The sequence below is a fragment of the Xanthomarina sp. F2636L genome, from assembly GCF_026410195.1.
GTDB lineage: Bacteria > Bacteroidota > Bacteroidia > Flavobacteriales > Flavobacteriaceae > Xanthomarina.
The window spans coordinates 78,217-100,000 of record NZ_JAPMLM010000074.1 but is presented as its reverse complement, the minus strand read 5'-3'; the positions used below and the strand labels follow the sequence as shown (position 1 = coordinate 100,000).

Here is a 21,784-nt window from a genome sequence, read left to right as displayed (position 1 = left end):
ACCTTCAAAATTGTTTTCATATAAAGCAGAAATAGGAGGCAAGTTTCCTGAACATGCCTTTCCAAATGATGAACTTCTAGAGCTAAAAGTAGGAGCCCAAGTGATGTTTAATAAAAATGACAGTTCCATAGAGAAACGTTATTTTAATGGGAAAATAGGTAAGGTTATTAAGCTTAATAAAGACGAAGTTGTTATAAGATGTCCTGAAGATGATTTTGATATTACTACAAGTTCAGAAGTTTGGGAAAACATTACTTATACTGTAGATAAAGAGTCCAAGGCCATTAAAGAAGATAAAATTGGTTTTTTTAAACAGATTCCATTAAGGTTGGCTTGGGCAATTACCATTCATAAAAGTCAAGGCTTAACTTTTGAAAAAGCCATAATAGATTCCCAAGGAGCTTTTGCTCATGGGCAAACGTACGTGGCATTAAGCAGGTGTAAATCTCTTGAAGGTTTAATTCTTAAAAATAAAATTGATTCTAGCCAGATTATTAATGACAATCATATTACTTCGTTCACTAAATATTCTGAAGAAAGTGCACCAAACGAGAGCATTTTGGAAATATCACGAAAAGACTTTCAATTAGATGCTATTTCGGATATTTTTAATTTTCACAATTTTTTATATCCTATCAGTCGTTTGTTAGATATTTATTACAAAAACAGAAATAGTATTGAAGGAGAACTGGATAAACCGTTAACAACCATTAAAGATCAAGCCATCATTCCTTTTCTTAAAATTAAGACCAGTTTTAAAGATCAATTAAAAAACATTGGAAGTCAACAAGAACTTCCAGAAAACAACCCTTTAGTCCAAGAACGTTTTACAAAAGCTATTCAATATTTTAAGCAACATACCGAAGATGTAATAGTATCTAGTTTAAATGCTATTAGTTATACCACAGATAACAAAGAAATTGAAAAGGATCTTGAAAAACATATTGGTTTAATTGAAGAATTGTTAGAAATCAAATTAATGTATTTTAAAGAGTTGAGTAATGGATTTAGTAGTAGTAAATTTTTAGAATTACGTGCTAAGTCTGCATTTATTACTAAAGAAAAACCTAAAAAGAAAAGAAAAACTGTTATAGAAGGAACGTCGAACGTCGAACTATTTGAGTTGCTTAGAACTTTGAGAAATGATATTGCTACAGAAAACAATTTGCTTCACTATCAAATATTCAATCAAAAGTCCTTGTATGAGATGTGCGAAACATTGCCAACTTCTCAAAAAGAGCTTTTGTTAATTAATGGGATGGGAAAAGTACGTGTTGAAAAATATGGAGGTGCTATCTTAGAAGTTATTAGTGATTATTGTGATGAAAATAATATTGATTTGCCTCAAGATTTTAATATTGAAATGGATTTTGAAACAACTAGTAAAAAGAAAGTAGACACTAAAAAAGTATCTCTAGACTTATTTAAAGCAGGTAAAAGTATTCATGATATAGCAGATGAAAGAGGATTAAATGAGAACACTATTTTCGGACATTTGGCGAATTTTATTCCATCAAAAGAAATTAAAATTACGGACTTAATGTCTGAAACTCATTATAAAGAACTAAAAGAAATCATCCCTAAAATAACATTTGAAAATCTATCAGATTTAAAACATCAATTGGATGAAAAATATTCTTATGGGGAAATACGTTTGGTTTTGGAGAACTTAAATAATTAGAGGTTTTTTAAGATAAAGAAAAAATATTCTGAAATTATATTACTTTGAAGGTGGTTTACCGAACATGCTATCCATAATGGTTTTTAAGCCCATAAAAGCCAAATAAACGGCAAGAATACAAATTAATATTGCAGCAATTAAAAGTGGGATGTAGAGTGTTTTTTCTTGGTTGCTAAAAGCTATATACATCAGAGTTGGACCAAGAAACATACAAACTAGAGAAAATCCCATCTTTTTTAAGCCTTTTACAAGAATATCTTTATCGGTTCTTTTAGTTTCCATTTTTATAGTTTTTTATTGCTTCGCGAACATTTTTGTATTTCATTAAAAGTTTTAAAGCTTTTTCTTCAGAAATATCTAGTTCATCCATAATCATTTTTGTACCTCTTTCAACAAGCTTATTATTGCTTAGTTGCATATCTACCATTTTGTTCCCTATTACATGACCTAACTTCACCATGGTTGTAGTAGTTATCATATTAAGTACAAGTTTTTGTGCAGTTCCAGCTTTCATTCTAGAACTTCCAGTTATAAACTCAGGTCCAACAACTACTTCAATTGGGAATTTTGCTGCAAGAGATAATGGACTATTTTTATTACAGGTTATACAGCCAGTAATAATATTGTTGTTATTACATACTTTGAGAGCTTGAATAACATAAGGTGTTGTTCCAGAAGCTGCAATGCCAATAACGACATCCTTATTTGAAATATGATATTTTTGAAGATCTTCCCAACCTTGTGTAAGAGAGTCTTCGGCGTTTTCAACAGCTTTTCTTATAGCCATATCTCCACCTGCAATTAAACCAATTACTAAATCCTGAGACACGCCAAAAGTTGGTGGACATTCCGAAGCATCAAGGATGCCTAATCTGCCACTAGTACCAGCTCCTATATAAAATAAACGACCACCATTTTCAAGTTTTTCAACAATATGATTAACTAATACTTCAATTTGAGGTAAGGCTTTTTCTACTGCAAGTGGAACTGTTTTATCTTCAAGATTAATATTCGATAATAATTCCTGAATCGTCATCTTTTCTAGATGATTATGGTTTGAGTTTAGCTCTGTTGTTTTTGTGAATTCCATACCTTCAAAAATACAGCTTTTTTAAATCTCTAAAAGCATATTCTTGTGTTTCTTATTTATGGTTGAATGACGTAATTAACTTGTGAAACTTCTGAAAGTCTAAAATAGCCAAAAGGATAGTTTTCTGGATTTGTAATATTCATACAGTTTCCTCGAACGGTTGCAGGTTGAGTTTCAAAAGGACCACCAGCTGATCCTGTTTGTTGTAATAAAACATACATAAACTCGTAAAACCGTTTAGAAACACCATGATTCTTTATTAGCACTTCATCTCCAGGATTTAATTCTTCTTCCACATAAAAACCAAACACTTGGTTCCCATTTACAAACTCATCTTTAAAAGTATCAAGCGTAGGAATTACTGGTGTGTTTGGGATAAACTCGAAGAAATAATAATTTTCTTCATTTGCAGGATCTGTAAAATAGGCTTTAATTTCTGTGTCTTCTCCCGTAATGCCACCTTCTAAATTTTGTTCTACAAACTCAATTTCAGGAACAGCTAAAAGAGTTTCAGTTCCAATATATGTTTCATTTTCATAAACGATGGTTAAATTGTAGACTCCATTTATTTCTGTAATAAAATTGTTATTGTAATAGTAACCTGAGTTTTCATCTTCTATAAATTCAAAAACATTATTGTTTTGGTCTTCAACAGTTACTAATGCGTTGTTTGCAGGAGGAACACCATCGTCAAAATATGGTGCCGTTAAAGTTAATTTTATAAATTGCTCATTTCCTGTAGTTCCTTTAAACCAATTGATAGAAGCATCTATTACTAAACGAGGTTCTGAAGTTGGTACATCGACATCGATGACATCTTCACAAGAAAAAAAACTGACTAATAAAACAACTACTATTATAAATTTTTGTTTCATTTTATTAAAATTTGAAGTTATAAGAAACAGAAGGAACAATTCCAAAAATAGAGAGTCTCACAGCTTCGTTTGCTCTAGTTTCACTGTTTTCTTGAAATGAAATAGATGCTGCGTTACGTCTGTTGTACACATTATATATTCCAAAAACCCATTCGCTTTGCCACCCTTTATTTTTTTCTGGTTTTGGAATATAAGTTGCCGAAATATCTAATCTATTGTAAGTAGGCAATCTGTATTCATTTCTTAAGCCATAATTAGGAATATTAAGTCCGTTGTATTGGTATTGGGCATTTGGATAGGTTGCAGGTTGTCCTGTTTGAAATAAAAAATTGATGTTAACAATCCATTTTTTTGTTAAATCGTAGCTTGCTGTTATTGAAATATCATGGGTTTTATCGTATGGTGTTTTGTACCATTCTCCATTATTAATTCCCGGTTCGTTAGGTTTTATTCCTGGCGTTCTCTGTTGAGAATTAGCTAAAGTATAGGCAAACCAACCCTTAAAACGGCCTTCATTTTTTCTGAAAAGCAATTCGAATCCATAAGCTTTAGCTTCACCATTTAAAATAACTTGCTCTATGGCATCGTTAGCAATTAAGTCTGCACCATCTATATAATCAATTCGGTTTTTAACTTTTTTATAGAAGGTTTCAACTTCTAAAGAATACATATTGTCTTTTACGTTTTTAAAATATCCCAAGGCAACTTGATCTAAAATCTGGGGCTTTACATATTTTCCACTTGGCGTCCAAATATCCAAAGGTGTTGGGGAACTTGTATTAGATAATAAATGTAAATATTGGCTTAGTCGATTATAACTTACTTTTATGGATGAGCTTGAATTTAATTCGTAGGCTAAAGCTAGCCTAGGTTCTAAATTCCCAAAAGATTCTATTATATCACTGCGTTTATAACTTTCTGTTCCAATTGGTTCTGCCTTTTCATAAATTTGAAGGTCTTGATTATAGATAACTGCTTGGTCATTTTCGTAAATGTTTAATTCGTCTTGTCCTAAACGTATAAACGAACTATAACGTAAACCGTAAGATGCCATTAATCTATTAGTTAATTTGTGTTCAACATCAATATATACAGCATTTTCGAAAGCATATTTGTCTATTAATTTTTGTGCATTAATTCCAGAACCCGGATTTGAAGGTTCTATTTCACCTGGATTGAATTTATGATAGATACTATTTAAACCATACTGTAATTTTATTTTATTACTTACATAATGTTTAAAATCGTATTTAAGATTTAAGTTTCTAATCCCAGAATTCCAATTAAATTCTATAAAACCCAGATCTAATCCGTAATAATAATCGGAATAGATTAAAGAGAGATTTGAAAATATCTTATCTGAAAATAAATGATTCCATCTAAAATTTAAGATAGAATTACCATAGGTGTTTTTAAAACTATCATTAAAGCTTAATACATCTCTTCCAAAATAGCCTGATAAATACACATTGTTATTCTGATTTAACCTATAACTTATTTTAGTGTTTAAATCGTAAAAATAGGCCTTGTTTTCAACATCGAAGAGAGGTAGAAACAAATGTGCATAGGTAGCTCTTCCTCCTAATAAAAACGAGCCTTTTCCTTTTTTAATAGGGCCTTCGGCCAAAAGTCTGCTAGATATTAAACCAATACCACCATTGACATGAAACTTTTTACTATTTCCTTCTTTTTGATAAATATCTAAAACCGAAGAAACACGTCCTCCATATCTTGCAGGAATACCTCCTTTATAGAGTTTTAAATCTTTAATGGCATCTGGATTAAAAACAGAAAAGAAACCAAAAAGATGTGAAGAGTTATAAATAGTTGCTTCATCTAGAAGAATTAAGTTTTGGTCTGCAGCACCACCACGTACATTAAATCCAGACGAGCCTTCGCCAGCATTTGTAACACCAGGTAATAAGGTAATAGCTTTAATAACATCTGCTTCACCAAAAACTACAGGAATCTGCTTAATAGTATTTGAACTCAATGAATTAACGCTCATTTGTGGCTTTTTAATATTTAGTTTCTCCACATTATCTTTAATAAGCACTTCATTTAAACTTTCAATGGCTTCTGATAGACTAAAATTTTTGTTTAGATTTTTTTCAAGAGAGATGGTTTCGGAAACATTGCTGTACCCTAGATAGCTAATAACTAGATTATAAGTTCCTTTAGGAAGGGTTATTGAGTAGAAACCATATTCATTTGTAATAGCTCCAGTTTTTAATTCAGGGATTAAAATGTTTACTCCTATTAGGGTTTCGTTACTGCTAATATCTGAAACAATACCACTAAGGGTTACATTGTCTTGAGCAAAAAGACCGTGAAATTTTAAACTAATAACTACAAGTAACCAGAGTATTCGTATCTTCATTAAAAGAGTAATTTTGACTAAAGTTATAAAAAAAGCCCCTAGAAGGAGCTTTTATTAACAAAATATTATTTTAAACTAGATAGCTTTTAGAATGCTATTAAACGTCTTGCTTGGTTGCATTACATTTTTAGTTTCACTTTCATTTGGTTTGTAATATCCACCTAAGTTCGTAGCGTGTCCTTGAACATTATTTAGTTCTTGCATAATTACATTTTCATTTTCTTCAAGTTGTTTAGCAATAGGAGTGAATATCTTCTGTAAGTCAATATCTTTTGTTTGCTCAGCTAAAGCTTGAGCCCAATACATTGCTAGATAAAAATGACTACCTCTGTTATCTATTTCTCCTACTTTTCTAGAAGGACCTTTATTTGTATCTAATAACTCTTCGGTAGCAAGGTCTAAAGCTTCAGCTAAAACTAATGCTTTAGGATTGTTGGTAGCTTCACTTAAATGTTCTAAAGAAACAGCAAGTGCTAAAAACTCACCTAAAGAATCCCAACGTAAATGGTTTTCTTCTAAAAGTTGTTGCACGTGTTTTGGAGCAGACCCTCCAGCGCCAGTTTCAAATAAGCCTCCACCATTCATTAATGGAACAATAGAAAGCATTTTAGCGCTTGTTCCTAATTCTAAAATTGGGAATAAGTCTGTTAAGTAATCTCTTAATACATTTCCAGAAACAGAAATAGTATCTTTTCCATCTTTTACTCTCTTTAAAGTGAATGTTGTAGCCTTGATAGGAGAAAGAATTCTAATATCTAAACCAGACGTATCGTGATCTTTTAAATATAGATTTACTTTTTTAATTAATTCGGCATCGTGCGCTCTATTTTCATCTAACCAAAAAACGGCAGGAGTTTGAGAGGCTCTAGCTCTTGTAACTGCAAGTTTTACCCAATCTTGGATTGGTGCATCTTTAACTTGACACATACGCCAGATATCTCCATTTTCTACTTTGTGTTCAATTAAAACCTTACCTGAAGCATCGATAACACTTACAGTACCGTTTGATGTTATTTCGAAAGTTTTGTCATGAGAACCATACTCTTCAGCTTTTTGAGCCATAAGCCCTACGTTTGGCACAGAACCCATAGTTGTTGGATCGAAGGCACCATGTTCTTTACAAAAATCTATGGTTGCTGTATAAATTCCAGCATAGCTACTATCTGGAATAACTGCTTTAGTGTCTTGTAATTTCCCTTCAGCATTCCACATTTTTCCAGAGGTTCTAATCATTGCCGGCATAGAAGCATCAATAATTACATCACTTGGAACATGAAGATTAGTAATGCCTTTATCGCTATTTACCATAGCTAAAGCTGGTCCGTTTTTAAAAGCAGTTGTAATATCTTGTTCTATATCCTGACGTTTGTTTGCAGGAAGTTCTTCTAGTTTTTCAATTAAATTTCCAAAACCATTATTTACATCTACACCAATAGATTTAAATGTGTCACTATGTTTAGCAAATAAGTCTTTAAAGAATACCTTTACAGCATGACCAAAAATAATTGGGTCACTTACTTTCATCATGGTTGCTTTCATGTGTAAAGAGAAAAGCACACCTTTATCTTTAGCATCTTTTATTTGAGCATCTAAAAATGCGATTAAAGCTTTTTTGCTTAATACAGTTGCATCTATAATTTCGCCATTTAAAAGGTTTAAGTTTTCCTTTAAAATTTCAGTTTCACCATCAGTTCCTTTAAACTGAATAGAAACAGTAGTTGCCTTATCTAAAGTTACCGATTTTTCGTTATGCTCAAAATCTCCTTCACCCATAGTTGCTACATGAGTTTTGGAATCTTTAGACCAAGCTCCCATAGAATGCGGATTTTTCTTAGCGTAATTTTTAACTGCTTTTGGAGCGCGACGGTCTGAATTTCCTTCACGAAGTACAGGATTTACGGCACTTCCTTTAATTTTGTCATAACGAGATTTTATGTTTTTTTCAGAATCATTTTTAGGCTCATCTGGATAACTAGGTAATTTAAACCCTTTAGCTTGTAACTCTTCAATTGCATTTTTTAATTGTGGAATAGAGGCACTTATATTTGGTAGCTTGATAATATTAGCTTCTGGTTGTTTAACCAATTCGCCTAATATTCCTAAATCATCGCTTACTTTTTGATCATCTGTTAAAAAATCAGGAAAAACGGCTAAAATTCTATTTGCAAGTGAGATGTCTTTAGTTTCAATCTCGACACCTGAGGGTTTTGTAAAAGATTTGACAATTGGTAAAAAAGAATAAGTAGCCAAAGCTGGAGCTTCATCTGTTTTGGTATAAAATATAGTAGATGTATTTGCCATAAGAATTTTCAGTTTTATTTAATAGAATTTGCTTGTTTTTTAAGCCATGCAAATATATGAAATTATATACAGTTTTTTAATGAAGAGTCCTTTAAATAGGCATGTTTTATCAAGTTGATAAAAAAGTGAATTGTCTGTTGCTAATTTAGATTATTCTATGTCAAGATTATAAGATTTTAATAGATTTAAAGCACCTTCTTTAGAGAATTTAGCTTGCTTTAAGCTATTTAATTCAGGGTTGATATAAAAATTATATGAAGATCTAAAATCAGCTTTCTCTAAATTGGAATTATTGAAGACACTTTTATTTAAATTACACTCTATAAATTTAGCCTGACTTAAGTTGGTTTCAGAGAAATCGATGTTTTCTAAAGTGCAGGTATTAAAATTGGTTTTGTTTAGATTACACTTGTAAAATGAAGAAAAGTTGAGATTAGATTTATTAAAAGTAAATGACATTAAAAACGGATTGCAGTCGTTAAACAACACGCCAAGCAGCTTACATTCTGTAAAAACAGCATCTTTAAACGTCGTGTTTTTAACTTTAATACTACTTAAGTTGCTATTTATAAACTTACAGTCTGTAAAGGTGATGTTTGAAAGATAAGTTTCTGAGAAATTACAATCTATAAAACGACAGCTATCATATTCTGCTTTTAGTAATTCTTTTTTGGTATAATCAATTTTTTTAAAGTCTTGGTCTATTATAAGAGGAAGGTTCATTTTTATGGATGTATTCTTAGTAGACAAAGATAGGAAGTTTATATAAAAACAAAAGCCATATCACAATAGACCTAAATCTATATCTGATATGGCTTTCTTTGAAATAGTTTAACATGATCTAATTTGGTATTGCTACCAAAGTATAAACTTTCATTTACACCTTTTCAATTCAAGTGTTACTATTTCAATAGAAACATTCGTTTTATGCAGCTTTCAAAATGTATTGACCTGCTGTATAAAAATTTCTTATAAATTATTTTTCTTGATGATTTTCTTATTGTACATCGTTTTAACAACGTGCAACACAGCCATCATTGTTTTCTTAAATAATATTTACTTTCGCTGATACAATTTTTAAAAACTTTCAACTATTTCAAGATATTGAGTGTCTAAACAACCAACACTATTAATAGTATCATGATTTTTTGGTTAAGCATGCATACACATGATACCTTAAAACCTCAAAAAACAATTAAAATAAAGAACGTTTCTTTAAAGAGTTTATAACTAATTCATTTTCATAAAACCAACTATACGTTGTTTATAAATTCTTTTACTAAGATACGTTAGATAGATGGTTATTTCAAGAATTTTAACACATTAGATATCAACCAATTATAAACATTAGTTATTAACTTTTGTTAATAAAAAAAGCCCTGTTAAAACAGGGCTTTTCAAGGTTATTAAACGTTTATTAACGTTTCATACTTTCTTTAATTCTTGCTTTTTTACCAGTAAGACCTCTGAAGTAATAGATACGAGCTCTACGAACTTTACCTTTTTTATTCACTTCAATTTTCTGTAAGGCTGGCATGTTTACAGGCATAATACGTTCTACACCTATAGTTCCAGACATTTTTCTAATGGTAAATGTTTCAGAAGCTCCAGAGCCTCTTTTTTGAATTACTACACCTCTAAAAAACTGAGTACGAACTTTTTCTCCTTCTCTAATTTCGTAGTATACAGTAATTGTGTCTCCAGCTTTGAATTCTGGAAAATCTTTTTTTGTTACAAATTCGTCTTGTACAAATTTTACTAAAGATTCCATATCTTTAAATTTATTTATAATTAGTTCGAAACAACATCCACGATTCTCGCCAGAGGTTAACCCGAAATTGGCTGCAAAGATAGTTAATAATTAAAAATGAACAATTAAAAATGAATAATTAATAACTTTTTTATTCATCTAATAAGTCAGGACGCCTGTTTATGGTGTTTTCGTAGGCTTTTTCTTCTCGCCATTTTTCAATTTTAGGAAAATTCCCACTAAATAATACTTCTGGAACTTGCCATCCTTTATAGTCTCTTGGGCGCGTATATATTGGTGGTGCTAATAAGTTGTCCTGAAAAGAGTCTGTTAAGGCAGATGTTTCATTCCCTAAAACTCCAGGGATTAATCTAATTATGGAGTCACACAATACAGCAGCTCCTAGCTCTCCACCAGAAAGCACGTAATCTCCAATTGAGATTTCCCGTGTTATAAATTGATCACGCACTCGTTGGTCAACTCCTTTATAATGTCCGCAAAGTATGATAATGTTTTCTTTTAAAGATAATTGATTGGCAATGCCTTGGTTTAAAGTTTCGCCATCTGGAGTCATATAAATAACTTCGTCGTAATTTCTTTCAGATTTTAATTTTGTAATGCACTTGTCTATGGGTTCTATCATCATAACCATACCAGCTCCACCACCAAATTGGTAATCGTCTATGGTTTTATAGTTGTCTGTTGTAAAGTCTCTTAAATTATGAAAATGTACTTCCACCAAGCCAGCATCAATAGCTCTTTTTAAAATAGAAGCTTCAAACGGACTTTTAAGTAATTCTGGTAAAACAGTTATAATATCGATACGCATGATAAGACTTTAGGACAGCAAATATACTTGAAATGTTTTAGGAAATTTTAGGTTTGAATTGGAAGTTTTGTAAACTTATCAATATCATAAACCTTAAATGGATTTAGATGGTAGCTAAATAAATTTGTTGAAACGTATTTAATAAGGCATATGGAATAAAAAAAATCTGTAAAAATGAATTTACAGATTTTAAAAATATTTAAAAAGGTTTTAGTTTTTAAATCCCTTTTTGTTTGTTCAATTCGTCTTGCAGTTGCCGTCTTACTTTTTGTTCTCTCTCTAAGGCAACTTTTCTATGTTCATCGAATTCATCTTCAATTTCATCCAGAGCCATTTTAGCTTCCTTAGTAACTAAATTACTGTTTTTAAATTTATATATAAATAAGATTAACAACACTAATAAGATGCCAATAATAGACCACATTAATACATTATAGCTGGATTTGCTCATTTGTAAACCAAATAAGGCCATGCTGTTTTTTTCGTTATTGGTTTTGTCTAAAGTAGCCTGTGTATTAGTAAGATTTGCTTTTAAATCTGTAATTTCTTTGGCTTGGGTATTTACTATGGTTTGGGTATCTGCTAAATTTTTTCTGAACGTATTTAAAGAATCGTTTGTATGTGCTTGTAAGGTTGTAAGCATGCTGCGTTTAACAGCTTCATACATCGAACCGTTTGTACCTCTAAAATCGCCAGATTTTTTAAGGACATATTCAAATTGATTATCAATCGTGCTATTGTTTAAAGATAGTTCATCGTCCTCATCACTATTTTCTTGAGCGTAGGTACTAATTGAAAAAAGGGCGATACATAATGAAAACAAGGATAATTTAAAAATATTCATTTGGGATTAGTTGTTTTTTGAATGTTTATAATTACGAAAATAAGGAATTAAGTTTGGTTTTAAATACCTATTATGAAAAAGCCTCACTATTGCGAGGCTTTTTTATATACGAATGGAATATTATTTTGGATGTCTAAACGACTAATAATATGTATAGCGTCTCACTTTAGCAATGTGTTTTGCCAATCTAATAACTTGATGACTGTAGCCATATTCGTTATCGTACCAGATATATAGCAAGACATTTTTACCGTCTTTTCTAACAATGGTAGCTTTACTATCGTAAATAGCAGGAGCAGAGCTTCCAACAATATCACTAGAAACAAGCTCGTCGCTTAATTCATATTTAATCTGTTCAACTAAATCGCCTTCAAGAGCATATTTTTTAATGATGGTATTGATGCCTTCAACAGATGTTTCTTTATCTAATTCTAAACATAGTATCGCTAAAGAACCATTTGGTACTGGAACACGAATCGCATTAGACGTTAGTTTCCCTTCTAAAGCAGGTAAAGCTTTTGCTACAGCACTTCCAGCTCCAGTTTCTGTAATAACCATATTTAATGCAGCAGCACGTCCACGACGGTATTTTTTATGGAAGTTATCTACTAAATTTTGGTCGTTGGTATAAGCATGAATGGTTTCTAGGTGACCACTTTTTACACCAAGAGAATCTTCAACAGCTTTTAAAATAGGTGTAATGGCATTGGTTGTACAAGATGCTGCAGAAAAAATATCTACTTTATCTGGATTATGATCTAGATGGTTAACTCCATGTACAATATTTGGAACTCCTTTTCCAGGAGCAGTAAGCAATACTTTATCAGCACCTTTTGAAGCCAAATGTCTGCTTAAAGCTTCTTGATCTCTAAAAGCTCCCGTATTATCAATCACAAGAGCATTGTTAATGCCATAAGCTGTATAATCAATATCCTCAGGATTATTAGCAGAAATAATTTTTACTGTAGTTCCGTTAATAATTAAAGCACTATTTTCTAAATCGGCAACAACAGTTCCAGGAAAATCTCCGTGAACAGAATCATTTCTTAGTAATGAGGCTCTTTTTTCTAATACAGTTTGATCTATAATACCACGAGTTACAATGGCTCTTAAACGCAGTTGACTTCCTTTTCCGGTAAAAGTTATTAATTCTCTAGCTACTAAACGGCCAATTCTACCAAAACCATAAAGAACGACATCTTTGGGTTTGATGATGTTATTTTTGTTAGCATCCTTAAGTTTATCTGCTACAAAAGCTAAAGCATTACTGAATTTTTTTTCTTCTAAATGAAATTCGTAAGTTAATTTACCTATATCTAGTTTTGCTGGTGGCAAGTCTAAGGTTTGAATAGCTTGTGCAATTTCAACAGAATCGAAAATAGAGATAGGTTTTTGAACAAATTCGCCAGCATATTCATGTAGGGTTAAAATTTGGCTTACATTTCTATCAATTAATTGGTTTCTAAAAATAACCAATTCAATAGATTTGTCGTACCAAAGGTCGCTTACAATTTTAATAAATTCTACTGTTGCTTTTCTTCTATCTGCTTGAAAAGCTAATTCGCTTTCATAAGTCTCATTAAAACTCATTGTAATTAATTTTTAGTGTGTGTTGTTAAATAACTCTTCAACTTAGTATATTACCTTGTTGAATTTGCTTGCAAAAATAAGATATTTTAGTCGTATTTAGCTTCCTTTTTTTAAAATAAAAATCCTTCAGATTTTTCTGAAGGATTGATATTTAATCATTAACTCCTATTAATTGAAGTTATAGCGTTCCACTTCGCCATTGGAGTTTATAAGCTCAATTCTTAAGGGCTCATAAGCCGATTTGTTTTTTATAATTTCTTGAACATCCTCTACATTATATACTTTATTATTATTGATTGATGTAACAATGTCTCCTTCTTGAACCCCATTAGCTCTTAAATATTTAGAGTAGCTTTGGCCTAGTCTGGAAATTTTAACCCCATTTGGCGTATTGTATTTCTTTAATTCTGTTTTGGTTGCATTTTTTACAACACCTAATTTTGGAATGGTATAGCTTTGGTTTCTAGCTAAAGTTACAGGGATTTCTTTTAAAGAACCATTTCTTAAATAGGTTATTTTTACAACGTCGTCTGGTCGTTTGGTACTTAGATAACCTGTTAAATCTGAAAATTTCGAAATTTTAACATGATCAATTTTTTTGATGATATCTCCAGTCTCTAAACCGGCTTCAAAAGCACCAGAATTTTCTTCAACAGAATCCACATAGAAACCTTCAGTTTCATTAACACTCAATCTTTCAGCGAAACCACTGTTTAGAGCTCCTCCTGTTACTCCTAGAACCCCGTTTTGTACATTGCCATATTCAATAATATCTTCTATAACTTTTCGAGCAATATTACTAGGTACTGCAAATGAGTAGCCAATATAAGACCCTGTTTGTGAGGAAATAGCTGTATTGATTCCTATTAAATCTCCATTAGAATTCACTAAAGCACCACCAGAATTCCCTGGATTTACAGCTGCATCTGTTTGGATAAAAGACTGGGTGCTTCTACCTCCAGTTAAATCTCTAGATTTTGCACTAATAATTCCAGCTGTTACTGTAGAGGTTAAATTAAATGGGTTTCCAACTGCTAAAACCCACTCTCCAATTCTTGCCTGATCGCTATCTCCAAAAGTAGTATACGGTAAATCCTCATCGGTTTCAATTTTTAATAATGCGATGTCTGTTTTATTGTCCGATCCTATTATTTTAGCATTATACGTACTATTATTATTGAGGGTTACGGTCAACTCATTAGAGCCTGCAATTACGTGGTTGTTAGTTATAATATAACCGTCTGGCGAAATTATGACACCAGAACCAGATCCCACTTGAGAACGTTGAGGAGATCTTCCATAGAATAAATCTTCAAAAGTCATTTGACCAGAATTCCCAGTTGTTGTGTTTTTTACGTGCACAACTGTATGAATTGTTTTTTCGGCTGCACTTGTAAAATCTATGCTATTTTCTGGAATAAAACTCGAATTAGAAACATGACTAACCGGAAAGGGTGTAGTAGAATTTTCAATTTGGGAATTACTATTTGTATGATTGTTTTCTAAAAAAAACTTGTAGGCAGAAAGGGTGATAGCTCCACCTAACACAGAAACTAAGACTAATGTTGCTATTTTTTTCATTTTTAATTAGATTTAATGGGTTTGTAAATTATTAACGATTAAAATTAATTGTTTATTGAATCGGTTTTTAACTTTTAACGATTTTTAACGCACTATTTAACGTGTGTTTAACATGATAATAAACCGTCTTTAATTCATATATTTGCCTTGCTTATGGAACAACCATTTTACAAATATCAAGGAACAGGCAACGATTTTGTGATGATTGATAATCGTCAACAACATTTTGACAAAAACAATACCAAATTTATTGCCAAACTATGCGACAGACGTTTTGGCATAGGAGCAGATGGTCTTATCTTGTTAGAGAACCATCCTGAATGTGACTTTAAAATGGTCTATTATAATGCAGATGGAAATGAAAGTTCTATGTGTGGTAATGGAGGACGTTGTATTACAGCTTTTGCCAAGCAGTTAGGGATTATTCAAGACAAAACATCTTTTAAAGCTATAGATGGGTTACATCATGCTATAATTGAAGGCGAGTTGATAAAACTTCAAATGCAGGATGTATTTTCGGTTGAAAATCATCAAAAACATGTGTTTTTAAATACGGGGTCACCCCATCATGTACAGCTTGAAACTAATTTAAACGACTTAGCAATTAAAGAAGTTGGTTCAAAAATACGATATGGACAACCTTATAATGAAATAGGAACTAACGTTAATTTTGTAAAAAAGCTTTCTAAAGATAGTTTTCAGGTTAGAACGTATGAGCGAGGAGTAGAGGATGAAACCTTGTCTTGTGGTACAGGAGTAACAGCAGTTGCTTTAGCGATGTTTGAAACCGGGGAAACAAAAAATAATCTAGTAAGTCTTGAAACCAAAGGAGGAAAACTACAGGTTTCTTTTGAAAAGAAAGATGATGTCTACAGGCGTATTTGGCTTATAGGACCAGCAACTTATGTTTTTAAAGGTACTATTTCATGGTAACACTAAAAGGAAACGATATATATTTAAGAGCTTTAGAACCTGAAGACATGGAGTTTATTCATGCCATAGAAAATGATGAATCTGTTTGGGAGATAAGTGGAACACAAACACCTTATTCCAGATTTATAATTAAAGAATATTTAGAAAATGCGCATAAAGATATTTTTGAAGTGAAACAATTGCGTTTAGTTATTTCAAATTATAGTAATATTGCGCTCGGAATGATTGATCTATTTGATTTTGATTTTAAAAACAGTAGAGCAGGAGTAGGGATACTTGTTAAGGAAACCTCTGAAAGACAAAAAGGCATTGGAAATGAAGCTTTAGAATTATTGATAAATTACTGTAAAACTCATTTAAATATACATCAATTGTATTGTAATATTTCTGAAGAGAATGAAGCCAGTCTCAAGTTGTTTTCAAAGCACAAATTTCAAATAATAGGATTAAAAAAAGATTGGAACTATGTAGATGGTTCTTATAAAAACGAATATTTACTTCAACGTATTAATTAATGTATTTTAAAAAAATTTTAGTAGCCATAGCTTTAATAGGACTTATAATAGCTGGTTTATTCGCAAACTATATATATGGTGTTATGTTAGTGGATAACACGGCTTTTAATAATGAACAGGCTTATATTTACGTGCCTACAAATGCAACTTATGCAGATGTAAGAGAACAATTAAAACCTTTGTTGAAAGACATAGAGAAATTTGATGCTTTAGCGAAACAAAAAAAATATATCTCGAATATTAAGGCTGGACGTTTTATTGTTAAAAAGGGGATGAATAATAATGATATTATAAATTCTATTAGAAGTAACAATATTCCTATAAAACTAGCTTTTAATAATCAACCTAATCTAACAGCGCTTGCAGGAAGGGTTTCCATGCAAATTGAAGCAGATAGTTTAACATTGGTTGACGTGATGAACGACGAAGCATTTTTAGAAAAAAACTCGTTTACTAAGGCTACGGCATTAGGGATGTATATTCCAAATAGCTACGAGTTTTTCTGGAATACTTCTGCTATAGAATTTAGAGATAGAATGTTGAAAGAATACAATCGTTTTTGGACAGATAGTAGAAAAGCAAAAGCAAAAGCTATTGGTTTAACTCAAAAAGACGTGATGACTTTAGCTTCCATAGTACATGAAGAATCTAAACAAGCAGAAGAACAACCAAGAATTGCTGGAGTTTACTTAAACAGATTACGTATTGGGATGCCACTTCAAGCTGACCCAACATTGAAATTTGCTGCCTATCAATTACCGAAATATAAGAATACTGTAATTAAGCGTGTTTTAAATATCCATAAAGACATCAACTCGCCATACAACACGTATATGTATGGAGGTTTACCGCCAGGTTTAATTGCTATGCCAGATATTTCAGCTATTGATGCTGTTTTAAATCCTGAAGCTCATAAATACCTTTACTTTGCTGCAGATGCCAAGAGATTGGGGTATCATAATTTTGCTAAAACCCTAAGTCAGCACAATGCAAACGCCAGAGACTATCAAAGATATTTATCATCTCAAGGTATAAATAAATAGGTTTTGAGACTATGTTTCAAACATACCATACTTGCGTGTTTAATAACATGTGCGTCTTTTTCACAAAGTAAACTGAATACATTTTTAAAGCCAAGCGATACCTTAAACAAATCAAGACGAAATGCAGTTGCCATTACTGAGGCTTCTGTTGCTACACTAACATTGGTTGGGTTAAACCAACTTTGGTATGCAGATTATCCAAATTCCAAATTCCATACTTTAAACGATAATAGTGAATGGTTGCAAATGGATAAATTAGGACATGTGTTTTCTGCTTATCAACTTGGAAGAATAGGAGCAAACACACTAAAGTGGAGTGGGGTTAGTAAAAAAGACCAGCTTATTTTTGGTTCTAGCATTGGATTCGCTTTTTTAACGGTTGTTGAGGTTTTTGATGGGTTTTCAGAAGAATGGGGCTTCTCTTGGGGGGATATGGCAGCAAATGCAGCTGGAGCAGGACTGTATGTTGGTCAAGAATTGCTTTGGGATGAACAGCGCTTTACTGTAAAATACTCCTTTCATAGAACAGATTATGCACAATTAAACCCTGATAAACTAGGAAACGGATTTTCAGAAGAATTTTTAAAGGACTATAATGGTCAAACCTATTGGTTAAGTTTTAACATACATTCTTTTTTTAAAGATACTAAAATACCAACGTGGTTAAACGTGGCCTTTGGTTATGGTGCAGAAGGCATGGTTTCTGGTACTAATAATAATGGAAATGAAGCCATAACATATCAAAACCCTTACAGACAATATTACTTAAGTTTGGATGTAGATCTAACAAGAATTAAAACAAATTCACATGTTTTAAAGACTGTTTTTGATGTTTTAAACGTGATAAAAGTGCCTTTTCCAGCCTTGGAGTTCACCGATAAAAATGGCATAAAGTTCCATGGAATCTACTTTTAGAAACACTTAATCGATTAATTTTCAGATATTAAAAAAAAGTTATATCTTTGCATGCTGAAATTTTCAAGTAATTATCACATAGATTTTTACTGAAGAAATTTAAAGATATGATAAAAAATATTGGAAGTTACTTAGCTTTATCTTTTACAATATGTTTCTTATTGTTTGGATCGATTTATATGAATAAATCGGTTAAAGAAAAAAACTACACATCTCCAAGGTATGCATCTAATATTGCAAATCATGGCGAGGTAATCCAAGATAATTTATTTCCTATTTATGAACCACAACCAACATATTCACCTACTTTAGGTAAATCTTTGGTTGGATTTAAAGAGGCTTTAGGCTTTAAAGAATCTGGTGGAGACTACTTTACAGTTAACACTTTAGGATACTTAGGTAAATACCAATTTGGTAAAGAAACTTTAAAGTTGATTGGTATTTATAATCCAGTTCACTTTTTAAGCAATCCTGAATTACAAGAAAAAGCATTTATCGCAAATGCAGAACGTAACAAATGGATTTTAAGAAAAGACATCAAGCGTTTTTCTGGTAAAATGATAAATGGAATTAAAGTTACAGAATCTGGAATATTGGCTGCAGCACACTTAGCTGGACCTGGAAATGTTAAGAAATATTTAAGAAGTTATGGAGCAAACGGTTTTACTGATGCTTATGGAACATCTGTTTCTTACTACTTAAAAAAATTCTCTGGTTACGATACGTCTAAGATAAAACCAAATAGAAAAGCCAAAGTAAAGCTTTCTGCTTAAGAGTTTTATTCTTTATGAATAATAAATAGTGTAGGTCTTTTATGAAGGTCTACACTATTTTTTTTCCATTCTAATACGGTTTGTGTTTTTATAAACTCTGTAGATAAGGTGATATCACAAGCCACACAAACCATGGTGTAATCGTTTAAGGCACTACAAATATCTTCAAGTAATTTGTTGTTTCTATAAGGAGTTTCTATAAAAGATTGCGTCTGATTCTGGCTAAAAGATAATTGCTCCAGACGTTTTAACTCTTTTTTTCTTTCGTTTTTATCAATAGGTAAGTAACCATTAAAAGCAAAACTCTGACCATTCATTCCTGAACTCATATGAGCCATGATAATTGATGACGGGCCTACCAATGGCACAACTTTAATATTGTGTTTATGCGCTATTTTAACAACTTCTGCTCCTGGATCTGCTATAGCCGGACAACCAGCTTCAGAAAGCAAACCAACGTTTTTACCTTGTAAACAAGGCTCTAAAAAAGAAGGTATTTCAGTTGCATCTGTAAATTTATTTAATAGGAATATTTTTAAGGTTGATTGTTTTTTGCTGGGTTTTATTTGTTTAATAAAACGTCTGGCAGATTTTTCATTTTCGACGATATAAACATCTACCTGTTCAACAATTTTTTTAACAGAAATAGGCAATACTTCTAAAGGAGCTGTATCTCCTAGTGTAGTAGGAATTAGAAAAAGTTTTCCGAATTGGGTCGTCATTAATAACGTGTTTATTTAATAATTAGCTTTTGTGTTGTTTTAGCGCCGGTTTGAGAGATTATTTCAGTTAAATAAAACCCTTTTGATAAAGTTTTTGTGTCAATATTAATTTCAGAAGCTATATTTTCAGAAACAGACTTAACAAGTTTTCCCTGTAAATTATAAATATTTACAGTTGCAATAACAATTTGAGGGTTAGTGCTTTTAACTGTAAATACATGGGTTGCAGGGTTTGGAAATATGTTTATATCTAACAATTTATTTTCATGTATGTTCAAACTTGGATCTAATAGTCTGTAAACGTTTCCAGAATCAATACCTACAATATAAATTTCTCCATTTACATCTTCTCCAAATGCAGTCCAGCCGTTTCCGGAATATGGAGTTGTAAAAGTCATGTTCCATGAACCACCATTATTTTCAAGAATACCAATTTCGTTACTACAGTAATCTGCAAAAAAGTACAAACCATTTAAGTTTGGTTGGGCAGTTCCTCTGTATCTATAACCTCCAGTGATAGAACATTTAAAATTACCACTAGACGAATGTGTGTATTGCGATATAGGAAATGTCAATTCGTTTATATCACTAGGACAATTTCCTGAAGTGTCATAAACTTGATCTCCTTCATAACAACGCCAACCGTAATTTACAGCTGCTTGGTCCAGAGGAACCATATCGATTTCTTCTATTTGACCTTGGCCAACATCGCCTATCCAAAGATCATGTGTTTCTCTATCAAAAGAAAACCTCCAGGGATTTCTTAAGCCATAAGCCCAAATTTCTGGTAATGCGTTAGGTTCTTCTGTATTTGGAAAAGGGTTGTCTGAAGGAATAGCATAATTTAATCCTGGATCTGAATTATCAACATTTATACGAAGCATTTTGCCTAACATGGTTGTTAAATTTTGAGCTCTATCTCCTGGATCTCCGCTAGAACCACCATCACCAAGACCTATGTACAGGTAGCCATCGTTTCCAAAAGCTAAATCACCTCCATTATGATTACTACTTGGTTGCTCCACGTTTATTAAAACAGTTTCGGTTGAGGGGTCTACAGTATTTGAGTTTGGTGGATTTGTTATAAATCTAGATACCACCGTGTCTCCATTATTATCTGTATAGTTTACAAAGAAAAAACCATTGGAAGCATATTGAGGATGAAACGCCAAGCCAAGTAACCCTCTTTCTCCTCCACTTAAAACTCTAGAATCTATATCTAGAAAAGGTGTGTTGTTTACAGAACCATCTGTATTTACAATTTTTATAAGTCCTCCACGCTCTACCACAAAAAGCCTGTTATCTCCAGCGTTTTTAATGCTTAAGGGATTTGTAAAGCCAGAAGCATATATACCTAATTCAATTTCTTGCGAAAATAGAAAGTGTGGAAATAATAGAAAAATTAAAAATTTAGCGTCTATTTTCATCTTATTTTTTTAATGTGTTAGTTGTACTAAATTACAAAAAATCAAATTAATAAACACTTGTAATCAATTATTTAAGAAGTTTTTTTGCAATCTCTTCGCAAGCTTCGTCTAGCATTTTAAAAGTACTTTCAAACCCTTGTATGCCTCCAGTATAAGGATCTGGGACATTGTAGTTTTGTTTCGGGTAAATTTCGTTCAGAATCATTCTTACTTTTTGAATGTCTTGTTCGTTTCTAGCTAACTTTATAACATTTTCATAATTAGAATCGTCCATGACATAGATATAATCAAAGGTGTCAAAGTCTGTTTCAGAAAACTGTCTGCCCTTTTGATTGCTTATATTTACTCCATATTTTTTTGCTACTTTAATAGAGCGTAAATCGGGAGGATCTCCAACATGGTAATTTCCAGTTCCTGCAGAATCAATGATAAATTGATTTATTGGAAGTTTAGATTTTAAGATACCTTCGGCTAATGGCGAACGGCAAATATTACCTAAGCATACCATTAGAATTTTAGTCATGACGTTTTAAAA

The 21,784-nt window shown here is 31.8% G+C and carries 20 protein-coding genes (1 of these 20 cut by a window edge); 6 read left to right on the top strand and 14 right to left on the bottom strand.

All coding sequences use genetic code 11. The annotated features are described in order from the left end of the window. Window positions 1–1,681, top strand: partial view of a helix-turn-helix domain-containing protein gene (locus tag OS191_RS15410; protein WP_267156592.1) — the 3' portion only. The gene continues 761 nt to the left of window position 1, outside the view; only the last 1,681 of its 2,442 coding nucleotides appear in the window; its start codon lies beyond the left edge, outside the window; the stop codon is at window positions 1,679–1,681. A 39-nt stretch (window positions 1,682–1,720) separates the two neighbouring features. Here the strand turns inward: OS191_RS15410 and OS191_RS15405 are convergent, their stop codons facing one another. From OS191_RS15405 to OS191_RS15355, 11 genes are all read right to left on the bottom strand, one after another. Beyond that, window positions 1,721–1,963 (bottom strand): DUF6095 family protein, encoded by a 243-nt coding sequence (locus tag OS191_RS15405; protein WP_267156591.1) that lies wholly within the window; start codon window positions 1,961–1,963, stop codon window positions 1,721–1,723. Then, window positions 1,953–2,771, bottom strand: coding sequence for an N-acetylmuramic acid 6-phosphate etherase (gene murQ / locus OS191_RS15400; RefSeq protein WP_267156590.1), 819 nt, complete (start codon window positions 2,769–2,771; stop codon window positions 1,953–1,955). Before murQ ends, OS191_RS15405 begins: the two co-directional genes overlap by 11 nt. 56 nt (window positions 2,772–2,827) lie before the next feature. After that, window positions 2,828–3,646 (bottom strand): DUF4249 domain-containing protein, encoded by an 819-nt coding sequence (locus tag OS191_RS15395; protein ID WP_267156589.1) that lies wholly within the window; start codon window positions 3,644–3,646, stop codon window positions 2,828–2,830. A gap of 4 nt (window positions 3,647–3,650) precedes the next feature. Beyond that, window positions 3,651–6,026, bottom strand: a complete 2,376-nt coding sequence (locus OS191_RS15390; RefSeq protein ID WP_267156588.1) for a TonB-dependent receptor — start codon at window positions 6,024–6,026, stop codon at window positions 3,651–3,653. 75 nt (window positions 6,027–6,101) lie between these two features. Then, window positions 6,102–8,327, bottom strand: a complete 2,226-nt coding sequence (locus tag OS191_RS15385; RefSeq protein ID WP_267156587.1) for an NADP-dependent isocitrate dehydrogenase — start codon at window positions 8,325–8,327, stop codon at window positions 6,102–6,104. 150 nt (window positions 8,328–8,477) lie between these two features. Then, on the bottom strand, window positions 8,478–9,050 hold the full coding sequence (locus tag OS191_RS15380) for a pentapeptide repeat-containing protein (RefSeq protein ID WP_267156586.1): 573 nt from the start codon (window positions 9,048–9,050) through the stop codon (window positions 8,478–8,480). A 694-nt stretch (window positions 9,051–9,744) separates the two neighbouring features. Further along, window positions 9,745–10,098: a 50S ribosomal protein L19 gene (rplS, locus tag OS191_RS15375; RefSeq protein WP_267156585.1), complete on the bottom strand. Its 354-nt coding sequence runs from the start codon at window positions 10,096–10,098 to the stop codon at window positions 9,745–9,747. Between the two features lie 130 nt (window positions 10,099–10,228). Next, a complete protein-coding gene (trmD, locus tag OS191_RS15370; protein ID WP_267156584.1) occupies window positions 10,229–10,906 on the bottom strand; it encodes a tRNA (guanosine(37)-N1)-methyltransferase TrmD in 678 nt (225 codons plus the stop codon). A gap of 217 nt (window positions 10,907–11,123) precedes the next feature. Next, window positions 11,124–11,750 (bottom strand): tRNA (guanine-N1)-methyltransferase, encoded by a 627-nt coding sequence (locus OS191_RS15365; RefSeq protein ID WP_267156583.1) that lies wholly within the window; start codon window positions 11,748–11,750, stop codon window positions 11,124–11,126. A 141-nt stretch (window positions 11,751–11,891) separates the two neighbouring features. Beyond that, a complete protein-coding gene (locus OS191_RS15360; protein ID WP_267156582.1) occupies window positions 11,892–13,340 on the bottom strand; it encodes a glyceraldehyde-3-phosphate dehydrogenase in 1,449 nt (482 codons plus the stop codon). A gap of 168 nt (window positions 13,341–13,508) precedes the next feature. Then, window positions 13,509–14,921 carry a trypsin-like peptidase domain-containing protein gene (locus tag OS191_RS15355; RefSeq protein WP_267156581.1) on the bottom strand — a complete coding sequence of 471 codons (1,413 nt, stop codon included), beginning with the start codon at window positions 14,919–14,921 and terminating at the stop codon, window positions 13,509–13,511. A gap of 153 nt (window positions 14,922–15,074) precedes the next feature. On the opposite strand from OS191_RS15355, the gene dapF reads away from it, so the two are divergent. The 5 genes from dapF (at window position 15,075) to OS191_RS15330 (ending at window position 19,100) form a co-directional block, all read left to right on the top strand. Next, entirely contained in the window at window positions 15,075–15,854 is a 780-nt protein-coding gene (dapF, locus tag OS191_RS15350; RefSeq protein ID WP_267156580.1) for a diaminopimelate epimerase, read from the top strand. Further along, entirely contained in the window at window positions 15,848–16,369 is a 522-nt protein-coding gene (locus tag OS191_RS15345; protein ID WP_267156579.1) for a GNAT family N-acetyltransferase, read from the top strand. Before dapF ends, OS191_RS15345 begins: the two co-directional genes overlap by 7 nt. Then, a complete protein-coding gene (gene mltG / locus OS191_RS15340) occupies window positions 16,369–17,412 on the top strand; it encodes an endolytic transglycosylase MltG (protein ID WP_267156578.1) in 1,044 nt (347 codons plus the stop codon). Before OS191_RS15345 ends, mltG begins: the two co-directional genes overlap by 1 nt. 3 nt (window positions 17,413–17,415) lie before the next feature. Beyond that, complete coding sequence (locus OS191_RS15335; RefSeq protein WP_267156577.1) at window positions 17,416–18,327, top strand: DUF2279 domain-containing protein; 912 nt, start codon at window positions 17,416–17,418, stop codon at window positions 18,325–18,327. A gap of 107 nt (window positions 18,328–18,434) precedes the next feature. Continuing rightward, complete coding sequence (locus OS191_RS15330) at window positions 18,435–19,100, top strand: peptidoglycan-binding protein LysM (protein ID WP_267156576.1); 666 nt, start codon at window positions 18,435–18,437, stop codon at window positions 19,098–19,100. Window positions 19,101–19,105: 5 nt separating this feature from the next. On the opposite strand, the gene OS191_RS15325 is transcribed toward OS191_RS15330, so the two are convergent. The 3 genes from OS191_RS15325 to OS191_RS15315 form a co-directional block, all read right to left on the bottom strand. Further along, entirely contained in the window at window positions 19,106–19,822 is a 717-nt protein-coding gene (locus OS191_RS15325) for an SAM-dependent methyltransferase (RefSeq protein WP_267156575.1), read from the bottom strand. A gap of 11 nt (window positions 19,823–19,833) precedes the next feature. Beyond that, a complete protein-coding gene (locus OS191_RS15320) occupies window positions 19,834–21,249 on the bottom strand; it encodes a PQQ-dependent sugar dehydrogenase (RefSeq protein WP_267156574.1) in 1,416 nt (471 codons plus the stop codon). A gap of 67 nt (window positions 21,250–21,316) precedes the next feature. Then, window positions 21,317–21,772: a low molecular weight protein-tyrosine-phosphatase gene (locus OS191_RS15315; protein WP_267156573.1), complete on the bottom strand. Its 456-nt coding sequence runs from the start codon at window positions 21,770–21,772 to the stop codon at window positions 21,317–21,319. Window positions 21,773–21,784 lie beyond the last annotated feature (12 nt).